Here is a 21,132-nt window from a genome sequence, read left to right as displayed (position 1 = left end):
GTTTATTTTATTAAGTAACGTTGAGAGCTTGGCTCAAAGAACGCATCGAAACTCACCAGCTCCTGTGCTGGGTAAACTTTCAGTAAGGCTTCAATAGAAAAACAAAGCTGATTAACATCGACAGCACCAATATCTAGTGAAACTCTAACGTTCTTTAAACGGGTGTCTTGTTGCTCCACTGTTTGTGCTATTTGACGACAAATATAATCGCAGTCCGCTGGATTGGCACTACTTAGCCCGACAAAGTCTAGTATTCCAAAATTCAAAATAGATGAGCGCACATGCTTATATTTTTGTAGCTTCTCGGACACTACACAGCGCGTGTTCAATAAAGACTCCAAGTCCTGTGCAACCGAAGATTTTAACTCCTCGATATTTAGACGACGCCCAACAAGCTCATGCGCTAATTGACGAGGCTGGTCATCAAATAACTGCTCAAATAAGTTCGGACGAAACCCGACTTCTTTATGGGAGGCTTTGGCAGCGTAATTCATTGATATAATCATTCCTATCTTAGAAAATAAAAAAGAAAGGCCTAAATATAAACCTTTCTCTTTAATCTCAATACATACGTAACACGTCAGACTACCGATCTTAAGCGGTGTACGTGGCAGTATTATTAGCCAGCGACCACTTCTTAGTCACCGCCCCTTTGGCACTACCATCAATATCTTGCTGCGTGTAAGTCCACTCAACCGCTGCATACTTGATACCGACTTTTTCGATAGGTACACCTTCAGAGCGGACAGTAGGCTCAACACTAGCGATAAGCGCATGCTTAAGCTTCACTTCAAGATATTTAACACGCTTATCACCGTTGGCACGATAGAAATCAATTTGAATTTCATCAAAAGTATAACCAGCAGAACAAGCTTCCCATAGCTTAGGGCTAGTAGAGTCCAAATCTTTCATAAACGTCATATCAGCATGTTCACAGCGCTCAGAGGTGTGGCCACCAACGCTACTTGCTGTCGCTGATTTTGGTTGACGAATCAGATGATCCCAGGTGTTTACTTCAAGCCAACCTTTGTGCTCGCTATCACGAGACTCGCCGTCAATCTTGTATTTACCACGGAACTGAATATAAATATCTTTCATATCACATACCTTGTTTTGAGAAGTTTAATTTAACGTTGGATTTTAATGAACAGTTAACTGTTGCTAGATTGCGGCAGTTGAGTGACCAAACGCAAAGAAACAGACAATTCATCAAGCTGAAAGTGTGGTCTCAAAAAGACCACTGACTTGTAGACGCCAGGCTTACCTGGTATTTCTACAACTTGTACAGAAGCTTCGCGCAGCGGATACTGAGCTTTTGCTTCTTGAGAGGCTCCGTCATCTAGCAAGACATAACGAGAAATCCAGTCGTTCAAAAACGACTCAACATTACCAGGCGATAAAAAACTACCCACCTTATCGCGCATCATCGCTTTTAGGTAATGGGCAATACGTGACACTGCCATGATGTATTGTAGTTGGGTCGATAACACAGCATTAGCATTAGCATCATCGTTTTGGTAAGTTTTGGCTTTTTGTACTGATTGCGCGCCAAAAAAGGCCGCATAATTGGTGTTTTTGCAATGGACTAGTGGAATAAATCCTAAATCGCTAAGCTCTTTTTCACGGCGATCAGTGATAGATATCTCGGTTGGACATTTGAGTGCCAAATCACCATCATCAGTTTTAAAAGTGTGAACAGGTAAACCTTCAACTAAGCCGCCTCCTTCAACACCGCGGACAGCTGCACACCAGCGATAATCCGAAAACGCAGATGTTAGACGTGACGCAAATGCGTAGGCGGCGTTCACCCATAGATAATCGCTATGATCATTGCCTGAAACTTCTTCTGTGAAATTAAAACCTTCAACCACTGTTCCCTCTTTTGGATCATAAGGTAGGCGTCCTAAGAATCTAGGCACCGTAAGTGCCACATAGCGAGCATCTTCTGACTGTCTAAAAGCACGCCAGCGTATGTATTCTGCCGTTTCAAATATCTTAGACAAATCCCTTGGACGACTGATGTCAGTGAAGGAGTCAAGCCCAAACATCTCAGCAGATGCTGCTGATATGAAGGGTGCATGAGAAGCTGCGGCTACATGAGACAATTGCTCAAGCAGATACATATCAGAGTTTTGGCGGGTAAATTCAAAGTCACCAACGATTGCAGCATATGGCTCGCCACCGAAACTACCGAACTCTTCTTCATATATCTTTTTGAACAATGTGCTTTGATCAAAATCTATCGAAGACTGAAAGTCTTTGGTAAGCTCGCGCTTAGTGGTGTTCATCATGCGTATCTTAAGCATGGATTCTGATGGCGTTTGGCTACATAGGTAGTGTAGGCCGCGCCAGCTAGATTCCAGCTTCTGAAACTCAGGAGCATGCAGGACCGTAGTCAACTGCTTAGAGATTAGCGCATCAATCTGCGCAATACGTGCATCAATCGATGCCGATAGATTATCTGATAATGTCACCGTACCTTGCATGACTTCATTGGCCAGCTCTGCTATTTGTGACTTCGCGCGGTTCTTCTCATCGTCGGACTTGGCAACGTTACTTTTATTGACGATTTCTTCGAGTAAGTCGTAGCTTTCATTATTCAATGAATCGGTTACTATATTCTGCTGGACTTGAGCACTCATCAATTAATCCTCACCGTCAGTTTGATTTTGTTCTGCCATTTTTTTGACTTGCTCAGTATTTTTGAGCACATCGTCCAGTAAATCTTCAAGCTTTTCATTAGCCGAAATCTTATTGCGTAAATCTGCCAATCGATCTCGCGCTTGTACCAACTGTTTTAATGGCTCAATTTGATTAGCAACAGACTCCGGACGAAAGTCGTCGATACTATTAAATGCTAAATCAACTGCAAATTCGCCACCCTTATCGCTCAGATCATTGCTAACTCTAAAGGTTGCGCGTGGGGCCAGTCCTGACATCACCTCGTCGAAAGTATCCAAATCCACTTCTACGAACTTTTTATCTTTAAAACGTGGTTGCTCAAGCTTAGAGTCGCCTGAAAATTCTCCCAGTACACCAACGACAAAGGGAATTTCCTTAGTTTCGATCGAATCACCAACTTCGACGTCATAAGTAAGGTGCACTCGAGGAGCACGTACTTTTGCGAGTTTTTTTTGCACACTGTCTTGCTTTGCCATAATAAATTACCTCAGCAATTGCTAATTTGAACGTACATTTTTGAATGGATCAGTAGATACAGGGGTATTATTTTTAGGGGTAGATCGCTTTTTAATCGGTATGGCAGGAGCACGCCTTTGCTTTACTGCTACTTTCCTTTTAGCAGGGGCAGCTTTTTTCTTGACGGATGTACGGCGCTTATTTCTTGCTTTAGTCTTATTTTTTACCGCTCTAGGCTTAATGACAGGTGCTGGCGGTTTTGGTAAAGATTCATCGTAGTTAAAACCGTAGATATCCCCATATATCTTGCTAAGGGAGTATTGATATTCTTTTAAAAAATCTGCATCAACCTCATCAGTTAAGTAGTCTGATTGCAGCTGTTTTTTGGAAACGATAGCACTGCTATTTAGTAGTATATTCTTGAGCTTGGAGGTGCTATGACCCAACTCAATCGACTCGCTTGCTGCATAGACAGCATCAGCATGATAGCCATTACTATAATAAATCTGTGCCAAAATCTCCCATGCCAAAGAATCATCTGGATTGGCTGACAGTCTTTGATTTAAGTCTGAAACTAATCGATGTAGCTGCGGTGATCTTGCATCAGCATTTTTAAGCTTAGCGTATTGATTAATAATGCTTGAACCTGGATCTTTTTCTTGTATGACAAGCTCACTATGTGCTGTTTCCATAACTGACCCCATGATAATTAGGCCCGCTAGGATAGCCTTGAGCTTAATACTGACTTTTATATTACTTTTGATGGTCATTGTAAGTCGGTGCTCGCTATTACTAGTATTAGATTGATATCTCTATTTACTCAAAAGTTGTGTAATTAAAGGAAAACTTAATCAGAGGTATTAATTAAAGTCGTCATACTGGTTAGTGTTTCTTTAAACGTAGCCTTATCATGACTATTCATCAACGCGTTGTCGTGGTAAGCGTCAATATTACTTTGCATGACCTTAACGGACGATAGCATCGCAATCTGACGAGCCTCGACAATCTGATTGTCGATACTGAGCGCTTCATTAGCTGCTCTTAATGCTCGTGAGTAGTTCTTTGACTCATAGTTACTTTTAGCTATAGCCATCCACGTTTCTATGCTGCTTTCATTGATGTCTTTAGCCTCAGTAGCGTCAGTCAAGTAAACGAGCGAAGAACTGCTCAACTGCTTAATTGTTGGCTGACTTATGTTGTGTTTACTACTTTTGACATCGGCACTACAACCTGCAAGCACGACAGAAACACTCATAACTATAGATAGCAATTTTGAACTGGTAAGCTCAATACGATGAATATGGTTCATAAGGACAGTATCTTCAAAAGTTTATAATAGTAAAAGCAGCACAATAATTTACTAAGACTAGGATAAAAGTAAACAAATAATAACTAGTTTACAAGGCGATTATACAGATACTTGACAATATTTCAATAATAAGTAAGATATTATTAATAAATATTTGTTTGTAAATTTAAATTTAAAAATTTACTGCTTTGTAGCATATTTCTATAAATACTTCATTAGAAGCTTAATTTACCGCTCATCTTGCATAACAACCGTCAATACTTATATAAAGCGCAAATATTTTCTGCTTCATAATGCATATATTAGGGTAAGGAATAGTTTAACGTGATAATATAGTTTACTAATGTTCGTTCTGTACAGAAATAATTTGAACGTTTGTTCATTTATAATATAAATCGTGAAATAGAACTAAGATGCGCTAAATAAGTCGCTATATCTTCTTCATAATCAGAAAAATATTAAATTTTTTTTCAAGACATATTGAGTTGTCTACAACAAGTGAGAAACGAGGTAGGTATAGTCAGTTCAAAATAAAATTGTTATAAATTTAAGCGCGCTACTGGGATGAATTTTGCACAGCCTCTGTGGTAACAGCACGCAAGTAAAATTTATACCAGTAGCGCTATGCCATTTTCAGAGAGAATCGACTATATAAGGTTTTTAGAGACAAGAAGCTCGAGAATTATGTACTTTTAATTATCAACTCAATTGACTATATATTGAAAATTGGGTATAAGAATTTTTGGTATAGTTGATTAACTATACCAATTGCTTAAGTGCTAAAAGCAGGTACATAGCAGTAACGTTATATTCTTTGATTGAAAACATTATAAAAGCAGTAAAGTTAGCGTTATCTTATATAATGATAGTTTTTTGTAGATACCACTTCTATGATTGTTAACTATTAGGACTATATTTTTAGATAGGGATAAAGCTCTGTTGATTAGCTCGATAAAGCTAAAAGCTAAAGGATAATTTAGTGACGTAATTGGAGTATTAAAACTCCCTATAAGATACAGCTTACTCAACTGTATATAGATTATATATTTTCAAGTTTTATTTTTTATTAATTAGTTTTCTTACGTCTGTTTCTTTTCTAGTATGAACCTTATCAGTACCAACTCATACCTTTAATAATCATCTCAATTATCCTTTTTTATATCAATTAGAGCTGATATTTATAACCCAGCATCTTCTTGCGTGATTGCAACTATCTTAATGGGTACAGCATATGTCCATGGTGCTCCGCTCGTACAGATAAATTTACCATCTACAAAGCATACAATACGAGCAGTAAAGTCGTTGTTTTCATGGTCTGTAATAGCGCGCTCATCACTCTCGTCATCGACCGCACACCATATATTTTGTTCGCCGTTTTTTAACATTGCTCGCGTGAGGTCACTGCCTTTCAATTGATTATTCATTGTAAACTCCTTAGTCATTAGTTTTTTTGAAAATTTAAAATATTTGTTACATTATAGTAATGTAAAATTTGCGCCTTTTATTATTAAAAACATAATTGAGTATTTATAGCGTTACCATTTTTTAAATGACAACCCCATTATATTTGTTAAAATTCCATCTGCATTATTTAGTAAAATTAAATAATATAGTTTTAGATTGTCTATTTAAAGATATGGCTCTGAACAATCTTGACTTAACTTAGCAAACCAACAGTACTAACGGCTACTACTTATTTTTTCATTGTTATAAGTGGTACGAATGTAAACTTAAGTGGTAAAATCAATCAAATAAATACAGCTTTTATGGTTAAATGAATTTCATCAAGACTAATGAATGGTCATATATTCAAAAACGCGTTTATTAGCCTGCCATGTTAGATAATCTACTTTAAAGCTATCATAGGGCAACTGGTTCGTATCCGATTTCAAACCACTTTAATTACCTTTTGTGTTCAACAACTATTACTCAAAGAACCTACAATTTCAGGTAAAATAGAATCTATGACAGCTTCTATCACACCTACCTCCCGTAAGATTATTCATCTCGATATGGACGCTTTTTATGCCAGCGTCGAACAACGAGATTTTCCTCAATATCGTGGTAAACCTTTAGTCGTTGGTGGAGATCCAAACGGTCGCGGCGTGGTCGCTGCTGCTAGTTATGAAGTACGTAGATTTGGTGTACGCTCTGCAATGTCTTGCTACGAGGCTCGCAAGCGTTGTCCAGATGTGATATTTGTACGACCAAGATTTGATGTTTATAGAGCGATTAGCAGCCAAATTCGTACCATTATGTATAGTCTGACGCCGCATGTTGAGCCGCTATCTTTGGACGAAGCTTATCTTGACGTTACAGGACTTCAAGTGCACAAAGGCTCAGCTACACTGATGGCTAACTGGTTACGAGCACAGATATTAGAGCAGACAGGACTAACCGCTTCAGCAGGTGTTTCATTTAATAAAATGCTAGCAAAGATTGCCTCTGATATGAATAAACCCAATGGTACCGCTATTATCACTCCTGATGATGCAGCAGCCTTTATTAGTACCCTGCCTATAGAGCGCTTCCATGGTATTGGTAAGGCTACAGCCAAACGCTTGCATGCTATGGAAGTGACTAACGGTGCGGAGCTGCGTCAAATACCTGCAGTTAGATTGATCAATGAATTTGGCAAACGTGGACAGTTTTATCATGATATTGCGCATGGTCGTGATGAGCGACTGGTAAAGTCTGAGCGTCATCATAAGTCAGTCGGCTCAGAAACGACTTTTAGAGACAACCTAAATGACAACGACCTATTACGTTCACAAATATATGAGCAAAATGCCGATGCGTTTAGGCAAATGGAAAGTAAGCAGCTTATCGCTTATACAATTACGCTCAAGATAAAATATGCTGATTTTACACAAATAACGCGCTCACATACGCTATCTACGGCTTTTGTAAGTGCAGAGTCTGCGCATTATTGGCTAGATAAGTTATTTTTAGACATACCTCGCGTCCTACCTATTAGGCTCGTGGGCGTCACCTACTCGTCTCTAGCCTCTGCAACACGACCCCTACCGCAGCTTACCTTATTCGATTAATCGTGTCTTTTTTATACTGATCCGACTATATTTGGAACTTTTTCCGCTATTATCCCGTTTCTGCTAAACTAATGCCAAAATTTTACCTGCCTGTATGACTCATTATGACCAACTTAAACATCAAAACCACCACTCCTAATGTAGATAACGATACCGATATGAATGATACTAAACACGATGATAGCTCACTGACTTATCTGAGCGTAGCCGATTACGATTATGAATTACCAGACGAGCTAATTGCTCGCTATCCGTTAGCTAAGCGCTCAGATTCCAAGCTGCTTTATGTACCCGCTATAGATCAATCAGAACAAGCAACGCCTCAAGACCATTTATTTACCGCATTACCATCGTTACTTGACGAGGGCGATCTTATCGTCTTTAACGATACTAAAGTAATGAAAGCGCGGCTGTTTGGCAAAAAAGATACTGGAGGGCGCGTTGAAGTATTGATCGAACGTCTGGTAGAAGGCGCGGAACTAACAGATATAAATATCAACAATGAATCATTAGCCACACGCCAAAATATCGCACTGTGTCATGTAAAATCCAGTAAAGCGCCAAAAATTGGACAACGCTTATGGTTAGCTGACGACAATATGAGCTGTGAGATGATCGGTCGTCAGGACAACTTATTTGTGTTGGCGTTTGATGCGCCTATTCTTCCTGATTTAGAAATCTATGGTGAGCTGCCAATTCCTCCTTATTTTGAGCGTCATGCTGATGCAACTGACAATACTCGCTATCAGACGGTATTTCATGATCCAGCCAAACTGGCCAGCGTTGCCGCGCCCACAGCTAGCTTACATTTCGACGAAACCACTCTCTTAGCTTTGACTAACAAAGGGATTAATACCGCGTTTGTCACTTTACACGTCGGTGCAGGTACTTTTGCACCCGTTAAGACAGACAACCTACTCAATCATACTATGCATAGTGAATATGCTCATTTACCACAAACGACCGCAGACCTAATCAATCAAACCCATGCAAAAGGTAAAAAAGTAATTGCTGTTGGCACGACTGTTGCACGTGTTCTTGAGACGGCTTATCAAAAAACGGCAAACGATGGGCAAATTATTGCTGCATGGTCAGGCGATACGGATATATTTATTTATCCTGGCTTTAAATTTGGCGTGATTGATCGTCTACTAACCAATTTTCATCTACCCAAATCTACCTTGTTAATGCTTGTATCAGCATTTTCAGGTAAAGCTGCTATTGAACAAGCTTATCAGCATGCAATTAGCCATCGATATCGCTTTTTTAGTTATGGGGATGCGATGTTATTAGATAGAAAAGTACGTTAACGAGAGTTTGAGCATCATTTAATTGACGCAATACGAATGTCCAATACTTCACTGTAAATATTGTTGTACTGGGCTATTTTCGTAAGTCACTTATCAATAAGTCATAATAAAAAGGGCTGCGCATGTCTTGGCATTTACCTCATCGATTGAACAATATTCATCACGCGGTGTCAGTAGCACTCCTTTGTTCTGTGAGCTCTATTGTGTGGTTACCTGTTGCTCAAGCAGCCACCATTGGTAAAACAAACATTACCTCAGCTCAGCATGAACCTTTGACTGCAAGTATTACGGTCACCGACATTGATGCTAAAGATTTTGCAGCCAGTATTGCCAATCCTATGATCTATCAGCAAATGGGACTGACCCCTACAGCATCCATGTCTGTGCAGTTTATACCGACTTCTGCCACCGCTGGTCAATTACTTATTCAGACATCACAGCCTGTATCAATGCCATTTGCAGATGTCGTACTAGCAATAAATGATAGTGGACAACGCAATGTCATCCCTAAGACTCTACTGATGCCTCTTGGTAATAATAACGTACCAATTAAACAGTCCAAACGAGTCGTATCAAAAGCGCCAAAACCGAATTTACCAGTAGTGTCAGACTCTCATGCTAAACCTCTAACAGTGAGACGCGGTGCACCGCCGCCACTGTTTATGGCACCAAACACACAAGCGTCAGCATCAATGCAGAAATTGCCAAAAGTTGTTTTGCGTCAAACAGCTAATATCAATGCACCAGCGGTGACAGGCCAAGCCGATCTCACACCTTTAATAGCATCTCAGACTTCAAATGCTTCACTTGCGAGCGCATCAAGAGTGACAACAGCAAGTTTATCTAATAACGATTTAGATGACAGTACTTTAAGCAATATTAATCCAACAGCGAATAATACTCACGTCAAACAGACCAGACAAGCAGTCTCAACAAATATCAGTGATCCAAAAAGTCCTTTAGAGTTAGAAAATACCGCTACTTCTAATACAAGTTTGGCTGCTAACGATAATACGCAAAAAAATAGTGCACCAGATAGTAGTATGTCCGGAAAGGTTACTGCGGTTGGCTCTGTTGGAACTGCTACTAATATCAATAAACAAGCTGACATCTTAAATATTCAAGTGACTCGTCAAATACAGCTAAAAACAAATCTAAAGAATAGCGCAAATCCGCCTATCCTTTTTACAAAAGATATCGAGGCGAAACGTACTTCGTCCAATGCACCACTGCCCTCTGCTACCGCTTCTTCAAACACCGGTACTTATATGGCAGCCACAGCCTCTATGTCAGACAGTAAAAGTACAGCCATGACAAGCTATACCGTACAACGCAATGACAACCTTTGGATTATCTCTCAGCAGATTGCACAGCAAAATAATCTTGATGTATCAACGGTAATGAGACAAATAAAGGCGCAAAACCCTGATGCTTTTATTGCAAAGGATGCTGACTTGCTAAAAGCCAACGCTGAGCTGAGCTTACCCAGTTATGACATTGTGCCTTCACAGCAAAGCCTACAAACCGCTATCGCAGCTCAAAGACAACATTACATACAAGTCAGCCGGGCTAAAAAGAAGGACATTGAGAGAAAAAAGAATGTAGAGAGAAAAAAGACGACAGCTGCAGACTCGACTGGTGACAAAGAATTAACAGCGTCTACAGACACATCTTCTAAAACAAAAGCAACATCTAAACATTCAAGCAAGCCTTCACAAGTCGCTCCTAAAACCCTGCCAAAAGCACGTTTTTCTGTCGTTGCGCCTGGTCGCGATGGTAGCGCTGATGGCACTCAAACCAAAGCTGCGGCAGCAACTGGCAATGGTTTGAGCACAGATATTCTAGCCACACTAAAATCGGCACGTCAACGGACCGCCGAGCAGGCTAAGCGGGTAGCAGCGACCAACAGTACCCTTGGTAGCTATGCCAAAAAACTACAACTACAAAACCAAAAACTGGCTGAGCTTGAAGCTCGTCTCAAAAAATTACGCAATCAATAATTGCCTGTCTGCTCAGCATAAAATGCTGTAAACAAGGCTCGTAGGCTTAGGAGTATTTATGGATAATATGCTGTATATCATTGTAGGTCTGGTAGTGATTTTATTAGTAGCGGTGCTTGTGCTACGCAAAAATAAGGCCAAACAACCGACCACACAACACTTGGATAAAACCAATAAAAATGTAGATGCTCATGCATCGACATCGAAGCCAAAGACGGCATCTATAGATTCAAAACAAACCCCTGTTCAGCAAAACGCGACCAAGTTTGATCCATTAACTGTTGCACAACGTTTTATAGATCAGCAGCGTTATGATAAGGCTATTGAAACCCTTGAACGAGGTTTAACTGAAAAACCTCAAGATTCTGAGTTATTACTCAAGCTATTAAATATCCATGCTACGCTCAATCAGCGTGATGACTTTAATCAAACTTATAACGCGATTAAATTGTCTGGTGATGCAGTCGCTATAGACAATGCGGACAAACTCAAAGCTTTATTAGACCAAGAACAAACGCAAAATCAACCGGTGAAGCCTGAGTCTGATAATGAAGCTGCATTTGAAGGTATCGATTTTGACCTATCTACCTCACAGACCGTTATGGATGTTGAGTCAAATACGAATAAAGACAGTTTAGATAATACCGAAGCATTTAGTGAAGCTTTGTCTTCGCAACCAAAGGTCTCTGACACTGATTATAGCTCTGATGACAATTTTGACCTTACGTTAGCTGATTTAGAAAGTACTAATGTAGAAACCAACGATCTAAACGCTAATAGCTATGAGACTACAGTAGATGACAATGATGTTAGTACCTTTGATATAACCGAAGAGGCAAGCGACGAAAAAACAAGTACTCAGCCTGTTACTATAGACGACGCTGATAGAAGTCAAAACGCAAACGTTGACGATGACTTCATGCTTGATTTTGACTTGATGACAGATGATAGCCGTTCATCAGAGTTAAACTTTGATGATGCTCAAGCGCAAGACAGCCAGTTACAAGATATCAGCTCAGATGATGAATTTGTTTTAGACTTTGATGATTTAGTTAAAGAGACAGATACCGCTAATGAGACAGACACTACTAATCAAGAAGACAATACTCAGACTACTAACGATGATTTTGGGTTACTACTAGAAGATGAAGACAGCTTGACGGTTACAGACGACTTGGTAGTTGAAGATAGCTTGGTAGTTGAAGACAGCCCACTTGTTACAAACTCATTAGACATTCAAGAAAACCTTAATGAGAATGAGCAAGTATCAAGAAACGATGCTGTAGATAGTTTTGCTGGACTTGAGACAACAGGCAGTGACGATGAGCCAGTTGTAAACGAGGACACACAACTAGAACTAGCAGCGACTCATGAAGTGATTGACGACAGTACTGATGAGAATGTTGACCATACTCTATCAATAGATGACGAATTTGATTTCGATGAAGTTGCAACTTTACCTACTGCTGATACACCAGTAGAGAATGAAAATGATATCAACTTCACCGATGACCACACTGTAGATATTCAAAACGATACGGCACTTGCCGCTTCCGATACTGATTTTGCTGCACAGTTTGCAACAGATTTCGATTTTGTTCAGACCTTGGACAGCAATCAAGTCACATTAGACTTAGCAGGTCAGTATTTGCAACTGGGTGAATACGATAGTGCCAAACGCCTACTCAATGAAGTCGTCACTCACGGTAATAGCGAGCAACAAAATCAAGCAAGAGAGTTGCTAGCACGTACTGCTTGATATAAGGATACAGTACTCTACAGTGTCTTGAACAAAGAGAGTTTATCAACAAGCATCTTATGAAAATAGGATGCTTGTTTCTATTTTGCGGTTTATCATTTATATTAACCCTATTTTATTCTTTTCACTCACTCCTAGTATGGTAAATTCATGTCATTACCTTCGACCTCGACAAATCGATCATCCAACGCTATTCAGCTCATTTATGCTGGTGGTACCTTTGGTAGTTATGGACGTCCATTAGCTCCGCTAGATGCCAATATCTTTTTGCCAGCCTTACAAACGCTACTCACCAATTATAGCCAAACTAACTATTTGCCAGAGCTTTCATGGTTAGATAACACGCTAATTAAAGATAGTAGTCAGCTAACTTCAAACGATTTTGTACACTTTTATAAGCTAATACTAGATAGCTATGAGAAAGGAAGTCGTCAATTTATACTCATTACAGGTACAGATACTTTGAGTTATCTTGGCGCATTTTTGGCAGAAGCTTTTGCAGGTAGTGATATATGTTTGGCAATTACGGGTAGTATGCGCCCACTATTAGATAGTGATGTATTACAAACCTACACTGTTGATGTAAATAGCGATGCATGGAGCAACCTTAGTGAGTCACTACGTCTGGCAGCAGCTGGAGAGTCTGGCGTCAAAATTTGCTTTGGCGGCGAGTCATGGCCTGCACAAACAGTACAAAAAATTCATAGTCATGACTTTATGGCTTTTACTGGACATATTCGTGCTGGCTACCCAAACAACAGTTATGTAAAACAGCTGCCAGACACGCGACGTCAGCATTGGCTTGATGACCAAATGACGGCTACTGATGACATCCAAGCGCGTGCCAACCGAGCAAGCATACATGCGCTATACTGTCTACCCAATGCGCCTGACATCTTGGGCAGTCAACTAGAGGCACTGTTGACTGAGCCGCCATGCGGTATTATTTTATTAGGTTTTGGTGCTGGCAATGTTCCCTACTCTGAGAGTTTAGCGAGTGCATTAAAACGTGCATATGAACATGGTCATATGGTGGTATGTGCTAGCCAATGTCCATTTGGCGGAGTCAGTGACAGTTATGCAGCTGGTAGCTGGCAATATGATTATCATGTTATCGCTGGTGGACGCTTAACTATTCCTGCTATCTACGCGCGGCTATTATGGTTATTGCTACGTTATGATACACCTGCGCGCAGACGACAACGCTGGACATATACTGTCAACCAGACAGGTACAGGTTTGAACAAAAATCGCTAACTGTGAGCATCAAGCAACAAACAAGCGCTCACTTTAAACGCTACGACTATTATGGAAGTTGAAAGATTAATGGAAGCTGAGAAACAGGACACCCCTACTTATAATTTGGCGATTGCTATCGAGTTTTTGGGCACCAATTATCGAGGCTGGCAACGTCAAAAAGAGGTAATAGGAGTACAAGAAGTATTAGAAAAAGCCATCAGTACTGTCGCTAACGAAGCTGTTGAGGTAATCGCAGCAGGTCGCACTGATGCCGGAGTCCACGCCGGCAACATGATTGCGCATTTTGTCACTTGTGCTTACCGTCCAACCCATAATTGGTTACGCGGTATTAATAGTCTACTGCCTGATGATATTGCGCTACGCTGGGTGCAACCTATGCCAGCAGATTTTCATGCTCGTTTTGGTGCTATAGCACGTCGTTATCGTTACATTACGCTCAATCAGGCTGCGCGTCCTGCCATACTCAATCGTCAAGTAACTCATATTCATGAACCTTTAGATGTGGCCGCGATGCAACTTGTGGCAGCTGATATTGCTGGTACTCATGATTTTAGCAGTTACCGTGCTGCAGCTTGTCAATCTAACCAGCCTATACGTACTGTCAGCCACGCAAAGCTTTTTACACATGGCGCGTTTATCGTTTTTGACATACAGGCTGACGGCTTTTTGCATCATATGGTACGTAACTTGATGGGTACAATACATGCTGTTGGAAGACATGAGCTACAACCTTCAGACTTTTTAACTATTTTGGCAAAAAAAGACCGTACCATTGCCCCGCCCACTGCCTCCGGTGACGGACTGTACTTTATCAATGCCTACTATCCTGAGCGTTACCAACAGCTGTTACCAGTCTCACCGCTTACTCCCCTTTGGCTTAACTTACCCGAATAACACATCGTCAACTGACATACATAACACTTGCTCACTGTCAAGCAAAAACAATGATTTGTTGCTTTAATATTGAAACTTACGTATAATATCGGCTTATTTTTCATTGATAGATACCAACTATGGCTAAAGACGATATTATTGAATTTGAAGGTGAAGTTATTGACACCCTTCCAAATACGTTGTTTAAAGTTCGTTTAGAAAACGGACACGAGATTATTGCTCATATCTCAGGGAAAATGCGTAAGCATTATATTCGTATTTTAACGGGCGATAAAGTTAAGGTAGAGATGACGCCTTATGATTTAACCAAAGGTCGCATTACTTACCGTGGCAAAAACTAGTTTTTTATAGTGTCTTATATCTAAGATACCTGCTATTTACTTTTAAGTCGTTAAATAGGTTATTGAGTAAATTGTCTGGTTATTATGTAATACTGGATGGTTTTTACGATAATAATAAAAAATGATAGCCTGTTTTTTGCTATCTTTTATAGCTAATCGTACTTAATTTTGCCAAAAAAATACCGCCAATCTTGAGCGGTATTTTTTTACCTAGGGTTTGGAGATTACTTAAACTCTACTGTTGCATCATCTTTGATCGTACCTAATAATGCTAAAGCATCCCAGTTGGTCAACCTTACACATCCTGATGATGCTTGTCTACTAATACGTGCTGGATCCGGTGAACCGTGAATGCCATACGTAGGCTTGCTCAGCCCTATCCACACTATACCTACCGGATTATTGGGCCCTGGTGGAATAATCGACTGATCGCCATCATTACCAGTATAAGTGTAGTTAGGTTTATGGACTTTGACTTCAACCTTATGCGTACCTGATGGTGAGGGTGTTTCTGTGCTTCCGACAGTCGTTGGATAACTGGCGACCAAGTTATTTTGCTCATCATAAGCATATAAAGTTTCAGTCGCTCTATCAGCGACTACTCGGCTTACAGGCTTGGTGTTTGGATTACCTGGATTATAAACAGTGATGGTTTCTCCAGTCTCAAACTTAGCATTCGGGTTGAGAGTTTTAAGATACTTCTCACTCATATGGAACTTTTCTGCTAATGCTTCACTGACGCTTTCATAGTACATACCTTCAAGCTTAGCTTTAGCTTCTGCACCGGCAGGAATACTAGTGGTTTTCACATTCACATCAGCATCATTTAGCTTATAGCTAACCAATACAGGCTGAGACATAAGCTTTTTGTTGCTAGTTAATGCTTGCCATGTCTCGTCGTTGAGATGATCCGTCACCTTTAAACCACGAGATTTTTGGAACGCTTGCATGGCTTTTTGAGAGTTCTTACCCCAATAACCATCTACAGGCCCAACACTACTTTGGTTCCAGTTCAGTAAAGCTTGAAGCTTGGTACTCATGCTACGATTTACCTTTACCCCTTTCTGCCAACTATCGCTATTCACCTTTTGAGCAAACTTTGGTAAGTTATTTGTCGTATACTTAATAGTAGGTAATAGCTTATTCAATGAAGTCACCGTATCACTATCTCCAGCAAGCTTTTGACTGACTCCATTGGTAACCGGACTAACATCATTACTAACAAACTTACTGTTATCACCAGCATTAGGATTAGCAGCAAAACTTGGATTCATTAATAACGCTATAGTTAGTCCTAACGCCCCAATACTTGAAACTTTCGATTTACGCATGTTTTATTCCTCATCTTTTTATTATCAACATATCAAGAGCATTGTTGTATTTTTCGCTCATGATAAAAGCCTAACAAGGTTATAATTATCTATTCCTATAAGTATTTTTATAAAAATAATATCTCTACTTATTCTTCGAGCAAATGTAATCATGTCACAATAACATCGTATAATATAACAGACTTATGTTAACAAACATCTAGTCTTATAGTTTCTATGTTAAAAATACTTCATAACGTGGCTTATTAGTTTAAAAGCTATGATCTAAATATTGTTAATCATAAAAAACCCATAAACTGCTGAGCAATTTATGGGCTTGTAATACTTAAAAAAGACTGTGGAATGTCGCTTGATACCTCTAACTATATTGGTATAGATTTATCTATACTAGCTTGGCCAATACTGCCTGACCCATCTCTTTACACCCTACTTGTCGTAAGTCAGCTTCACTACTATCTAGAATATCGACCGTACGTAAGCCATCATCAAGGACATCACTAACCGCTTGTTCAATCGCTTGAGCGGCTTTTTCTTGCTTAAAAGTATAGCGTAGCATCATAGCGACAGAGAGTATCGTGGCTAGTGGATTGGCTTTGTCTTGTCCAGCGATATCAGGTGCTGAACCATGGCAAGGCTCGTACATACCTTTGCCATCTTCATCAAGACTGGCCGATGGCAGCATACCGATAGAGCCTGTCAACATAGCCGCTTCATCAGATAAAATATCACCAAACATGTTGCCCGTTACCATGACATCAAACTGTTTTGGATCACGAATCAGCTGCATACAAGCATTGTCTGCATACATATGACTAAGCGCAACGTCAGAATATTGTGACTCTTGCATGTTAATCATGGTTTGCTTCCAAAGCTCAGTAACTTCCAAGACGTTTGCTTTGTCTACCGAACATATTTTTGCAGGTGTCCCATTTGCTTTAGCACGAACTTGCGCCAAGTCAAAAGCAACCTTCCCGATACGCTCAATCTCGCTGGTTTTATAAACCATGGTGTTATAGCCTTGCTGTTCACCATTATCCAAAGTACGAATACCGCGTGGTTCACCAAAATAGATACCACCCGTTAGCTCACGAACGATTAGCAAGTCTAGGCCTGAGATGATTTCAGCTTTAATACTAGAAGCATTCGCCAATTGCGGATAAAGCTTGGCAACACGTAAGTTGGCAAATAAACCAAGCTCACTACGAATTTTGAGCAGGCCACGCTCAGGACGTTTACTACGTTCAATAGCATCCCATTTAGGACCCCCAACCGCTCCTAACAATACTGCGTCTGCTGCTCGTGCTTGGCTAAGTGTTTTCTCTGGTAATGGTTCACCAGTTGCATCAATAGCCGACCCTCCAATCAATCCAGACTCAAGAGTTAAGTTTAACGTAAACTTCTTGTTGACGGCTTGCAGTACATCGATGGCTTGAGTCATGATTTCAGGACCAATACCATCACCAGCTAATGTTAAAATCGTTGCCATACTAATCCTTGTTGATAGATAAAAAAGAAAAGACAAGCGTCTAGTATTGCTTTATCCGATCTATGTTCATGAAGTATTATGACGCTAAGTTAATAGGTCAAATGAATCAATATTAAACCTTCGTCTTTGTCTGCGCTGCTTGTGTTGATTGCTTTATTTGATTTATTACGTTCGTTTCTACAAATTCACCCTGACTTTCATTATTCATCTGCTTGCAAAACTGACGCTTAATGCTATCGTTTTGGATAAGATCAATACATAGAGGATTGGGCGACGCTGTGTCCAATAAACTGCCCGTATCTTGACTGGGTTTTTTGCGATAAGCACGGAGCAGATAAGTATCCGGCTCTACAAACTCATGAATCATGGCAAAGCGTTCAACATAACCCAGATTATTTTCAGGATAAAAGTTTATATGCACTTCACGTTTTGCAGGTTTAACCCGCGCATAGTAGTTCGTCATCCCAGCTATACCAGATTCTGATAAAGGTACAACCTTGACAGAATGCTGATTCTTTAAAGGTACGAAGAGCTCAGTTTGTGTACGGTCAACAATCTCATCATCCGTATTGATCATACTTAACATCTTAGGATCTGCTGGCTTATGAGTATCTGGAGCAATAACCGAAGTTTGGTCTATCTGCATAATTTCGCAATGATAAGTCCCTGAGCAAGCGATGTTTACTTCCCCAGCAATCGGCTCAATCTTACCTGCCCACTTGTCAGCGTTTTCTGCATTCTCTATTTGTTGATAGCCTGTTAGTAGCTGACAACCTGACAATAGCAAGCTTGATGCGATAGAAACACTTATAAATCCAGCAATACGTTTTTTATTCATAATGATGACTACTATTTCATAGTGATAACAAATTACCTTTCATTCTAGTCATTTTGTTACGATAACTCAACGTTGTATTGTTGACCAACTTGCTCTTATTAGATATTGATTTATAAAAATTTAGAAACTTATGTTTATGCTTTAACTTGATTAAATATCCAAGGCGTCTTTTGTTGCATTTGCTGCTCATAAGCCCTAATCGCATCACTTTGCTGTAGAGTAAGCCCGATATCGTCCAAACCATTCAACAAACAGTGTTTACGAAAATCGTCAACTTCAAAAGAGTATTCTTGTCCAGTAGGATCAATAACGACTTGTCTCTCCAGATCTACACTTAATTCATAACCTTCAGTTTTCAAAGTTTCTTTCATCAACTTATCGACAATTGCTTCTTCCAAAACGATAGGCAACATTCCATTTTTAAAGCAGTTATTATAAAAAATATCGGCAAAACTTGGGGCGATAACCGTACGAAAGCCATACTCAGACAATGCCCAAGGCGCATGCTCGCGACTAGAACCGCAGCCAAAGTTTTTGCGCGCAAGTAGAATAACAGCATCTTGATAACGCGGCTGATTCAGTACAAAATCTGGATTTAGTGGACGCGTGCTGTTGTCCTGACCTGGGTAACCTTCATCTAAATAACGCCAATCATCAAATAGGTTGACGCCAAAACCAGTACGTTTGATAGACTTTAAAAACTGCTTAGGGATAATTTGATCGGTATCGACGTTTGCGCGATCTAGCGGACAGACGATACCAGTTTGAGTGTTATAAGCTTGCATAATAGTTCCTATCGTATTCTCAATAGTATTAATTAATACTGACGAATAAACCAATCCATTCTTTATTATCAATACAAATGGATAATTTTATACAATCAGCATAAGACACATTGTGACGGCTGCGCGGCTTGAACAACGCAATTGTCTGTCAACTAAAATGTACGTACATCCACAAAGTGACCTGCCAACGCGGCCGCTGCGGCCATCGCTGGACTGACCAGATGCGTACGCCCGCCAGTACCTTGACGACCCTCAAAATTACGATTAGACGTCGATGCACAATGCTCCTCTGGTTCAAGTTTATCTGCATTCATCGCAAGGCACATCGAACAACCGGGCTCTCGCCACTCAAAACCTGCATCAGTAAATAGTGTATTTAACCCTTCAGCTTCAGCTTGTAGTTTTACCTGTCCAGAGCCCGCTACTACGATGGCTTCTTTGATCGTATCTGCAATTTTACGACCTTTAATCACTGCTGCTGCGTCCCGCAAGTCCTCTATACGTGAGTTGGTACAAGAACCTATGAACACCCGATCAAGTTGGATATCAGTGATCGGTTGGCCTGCTTTTAAGCCCATATAAGTATAAGCACGTAACCAACCCTCTTGTTGCGTCTCATCAGCAGCCTGATCAGGTGTAGGTACCGACTGAGTAATATCGACAACCATCTCAGGTGATGTGCCCCAAGACACTTGCGGTGCAATCTGACTTCCATCAATCTCTATAATCGTGTCAAACTGAGCATCGTCGTCCGAATACAATGTACGCCAATAGGCCTCTGCTTGCTCCCACTGCTCACCCGTTGGGGCATAAGGACGACCTTTGACATAGTCAATCGTTGTGTCATCTACAGCTACCATACCCACACGGGCGCCTGCCTCAATTGCCATATTGCAGACAGTCATGCGCCCTTCCATACTCATATCTTCAAACACTTTGCCTGCAAACTCAATTGCATGACCGTTGCCACCAGCAGTCCCAATCTTGGCAATAATGGCAAGAACCACATCTTTTGGAGTCACGCCAGCACCAAGCTCACCATTCACACGGATTTGCATGTTTTTCATTTTTTTGGTGATCAAACACTGGGTTGCAAGTACATGCTCCACCTCAGAGGTACCAATGCCGTGAGCAAGACAGCCAAGCGCGCCATGGGTTGCAGTATGTGAATCACCACACACTACCGTCATGCCTGGAAGTACCAAGCCTTGTTCTGGCCCAACCACATGCAAAATACCTTGACGAGTATCGTTAATTGTAAATTCAGCAATATCGAACTTAGCGCAGTTATCATCTAAAGTTACGACCTGCAAGCGTGATACCTCGTCTTTAATACCAGAGACCCCTTCAAGTCGCTCTTTGACCACTGTAGGTACGTTATGATCAGGACTAGCAATGTTAGCTGACAAACGCCATGGGGTACGATTAGCAAGCTCTAATCCTTCAAATGCCTGCGGACTTGTCACCTCATGCAATAAATGACGATCGATATAAATTAAACTCGAACCATCATCGCGCTTTGTGACTTCATGCGCATTCCAAAGTTTGTCGTATAACGTGTGACCGGCCATGTTGCTATCCTTTGTTAATTGCTAATTATCTATAATAAAGCGCTGCTGTCTCTGTTGTAT

19 protein-coding genes are annotated in these 21,132 nt (G+C 40.5%); 7 read left to right on the top strand and 12 right to left on the bottom strand.

Annotated elements, in window-relative coordinates:
* Positions 1 to 2: 2 nt before the first annotated feature.
* The 7 genes from tssE to Q0895_RS12595 all read right to left on the bottom strand — a co-directional run bounded on the left by tssE (position 3) and on the right by Q0895_RS12595 (position 5,871).
* The gene (tssE, locus tag Q0895_RS12625) at positions 3 to 494 is read right to left on the bottom strand and encodes a type VI secretion system baseplate subunit TssE (protein ID WP_299189507.1); all 492 of its coding nucleotides are present in this window, start codon (positions 492 to 494) and stop codon (positions 3 to 5) included.
* Positions 495 to 594: 100 nt separating this feature from the next.
* Positions 595 to 1,098 (bottom strand): type VI secretion system tube protein Hcp, encoded by a 504-nt coding sequence (locus Q0895_RS12620; RefSeq protein WP_299189505.1) that lies wholly within the window; start codon positions 1,096 to 1,098, stop codon positions 595 to 597.
* Between the two features lie 53 nt (positions 1,099 to 1,151).
* Positions 1,152 to 2,642, bottom strand: a complete 1,491-nt coding sequence (gene tssC, locus Q0895_RS12615) for a type VI secretion system contractile sheath large subunit (protein WP_299189503.1) — start codon at positions 2,640 to 2,642, stop codon at positions 1,152 to 1,154.
* 3 nt (positions 2,643 to 2,645) lie between these two features.
* Positions 2,646 to 3,158, bottom strand: a complete 513-nt coding sequence (gene tssB, locus Q0895_RS12610) for a type VI secretion system contractile sheath small subunit (RefSeq protein ID WP_299189501.1) — start codon at positions 3,156 to 3,158, stop codon at positions 2,646 to 2,648.
* A gap of 21 nt (positions 3,159 to 3,179) precedes the next feature.
* The gene (locus tag Q0895_RS12605; RefSeq protein WP_299189499.1) at positions 3,180 to 3,830 is read right to left on the bottom strand and encodes a hypothetical protein; all 651 of its coding nucleotides are present in this window, start codon (positions 3,828 to 3,830) and stop codon (positions 3,180 to 3,182) included.
* Positions 3,831 to 3,985: 155 nt separating this feature from the next.
* The gene (locus Q0895_RS12600; protein WP_299189498.1) at positions 3,986 to 4,447 is read right to left on the bottom strand and encodes a hypothetical protein; all 462 of its coding nucleotides are present in this window, start codon (positions 4,445 to 4,447) and stop codon (positions 3,986 to 3,988) included.
* A gap of 1,178 nt (positions 4,448 to 5,625) precedes the next feature.
* On the bottom strand, positions 5,626 to 5,871 hold the full coding sequence (locus Q0895_RS12595) for a hypothetical protein (RefSeq protein WP_299189496.1): 246 nt from the start codon (positions 5,869 to 5,871) through the stop codon (positions 5,626 to 5,628).
* A gap of 540 nt (positions 5,872 to 6,411) precedes the next feature.
* Here Q0895_RS12595 and dinB point away from each other — a divergent pair.
* The 7 genes from dinB to infA all read left to right on the top strand — a co-directional run bounded on the left by dinB (position 6,412) and on the right by infA (position 15,061).
* Positions 6,412 to 7,497 (top strand): DNA polymerase IV, encoded by a 1,086-nt coding sequence (gene dinB, locus Q0895_RS12590; RefSeq protein WP_299189493.1) that lies wholly within the window; start codon positions 6,412 to 6,414, stop codon positions 7,495 to 7,497.
* A 158-nt stretch (positions 7,498 to 7,655) separates the two neighbouring features.
* Positions 7,656 to 8,807, top strand: a complete 1,152-nt coding sequence (gene queA / locus Q0895_RS12585) for a tRNA preQ1(34) S-adenosylmethionine ribosyltransferase-isomerase QueA (protein ID WP_299189527.1) — start codon at positions 7,656 to 7,658, stop codon at positions 8,805 to 8,807.
* Positions 8,808 to 8,929: 122 nt separating this feature from the next.
* Positions 8,930 to 10,807 (top strand): peptigoglycan-binding protein LysM, encoded by a 1,878-nt coding sequence (locus Q0895_RS12580; RefSeq protein WP_299189490.1) that lies wholly within the window; start codon positions 8,930 to 8,932, stop codon positions 10,805 to 10,807.
* A 58-nt stretch (positions 10,808 to 10,865) separates the two neighbouring features.
* Entirely contained in the window at positions 10,866 to 12,566 is a 1,701-nt protein-coding gene (locus tag Q0895_RS12575) for a FimV/HubP family polar landmark protein (RefSeq protein ID WP_299189488.1), read from the top strand.
* Between the two features lie 150 nt (positions 12,567 to 12,716).
* Positions 12,717 to 13,823 carry an asparaginase gene (locus Q0895_RS12570; protein ID WP_299189486.1) on the top strand — a complete coding sequence of 369 codons (1,107 nt, stop codon included), beginning with the start codon at positions 12,717 to 12,719 and terminating at the stop codon, positions 13,821 to 13,823.
* 51 nt (positions 13,824 to 13,874) lie between these two features.
* Entirely contained in the window at positions 13,875 to 14,720 is an 846-nt protein-coding gene (gene truA / locus Q0895_RS12565; protein WP_299189485.1) for a tRNA pseudouridine(38-40) synthase TruA, read from the top strand.
* A gap of 119 nt (positions 14,721 to 14,839) precedes the next feature.
* Positions 14,840 to 15,061 (top strand): translation initiation factor IF-1, encoded by a 222-nt coding sequence (infA, locus tag Q0895_RS12560; protein WP_068036477.1) that lies wholly within the window; start codon positions 14,840 to 14,842, stop codon positions 15,059 to 15,061.
* 224 nt (positions 15,062 to 15,285) lie between these two features.
* Here infA and Q0895_RS12555 read toward each other — a convergent pair whose 3' ends face one another.
* From Q0895_RS12555 to leuC, 5 genes are all read right to left on the bottom strand, one after another.
* Positions 15,286 to 16,392 (bottom strand): L,D-transpeptidase, encoded by a 1,107-nt coding sequence (locus Q0895_RS12555; RefSeq protein ID WP_299189479.1) that lies wholly within the window; start codon positions 16,390 to 16,392, stop codon positions 15,286 to 15,288.
* Positions 16,393 to 16,774: 382 nt separating this feature from the next.
* Positions 16,775 to 17,878: a 3-isopropylmalate dehydrogenase gene (gene leuB, locus Q0895_RS12550; RefSeq protein ID WP_299189477.1), complete on the bottom strand. Its 1,104-nt coding sequence runs from the start codon at positions 17,876 to 17,878 to the stop codon at positions 16,775 to 16,777.
* A gap of 112 nt (positions 17,879 to 17,990) precedes the next feature.
* Positions 17,991 to 18,716 carry a hypothetical protein gene (locus Q0895_RS12545; RefSeq protein WP_299189475.1) on the bottom strand — a complete coding sequence of 242 codons (726 nt, stop codon included), beginning with the start codon at positions 18,714 to 18,716 and terminating at the stop codon, positions 17,991 to 17,993.
* A 134-nt stretch (positions 18,717 to 18,850) separates the two neighbouring features.
* The gene (gene leuD, locus Q0895_RS12540) at positions 18,851 to 19,501 is read right to left on the bottom strand and encodes a 3-isopropylmalate dehydratase small subunit (RefSeq protein ID WP_299189473.1); all 651 of its coding nucleotides are present in this window, start codon (positions 19,499 to 19,501) and stop codon (positions 18,851 to 18,853) included.
* Between the two features lie 152 nt (positions 19,502 to 19,653).
* Positions 19,654 to 21,072: a 3-isopropylmalate dehydratase large subunit gene (gene leuC / locus Q0895_RS12535; protein WP_058369040.1), complete on the bottom strand. Its 1,419-nt coding sequence runs from the start codon at positions 21,070 to 21,072 to the stop codon at positions 19,654 to 19,656.
* Positions 21,073 to 21,132 lie beyond the last annotated feature (60 nt).

It is taken from the genome of uncultured Psychrobacter sp. (assembly GCF_947495825.1).
Classification (GTDB): Bacteria; Pseudomonadota; Gammaproteobacteria; order Pseudomonadales; family Moraxellaceae; genus Psychrobacter.
The sequence above is the reverse complement of the archived record's forward strand: the minus strand, read 5'-3'. Positions and strand labels throughout refer to the sequence as shown.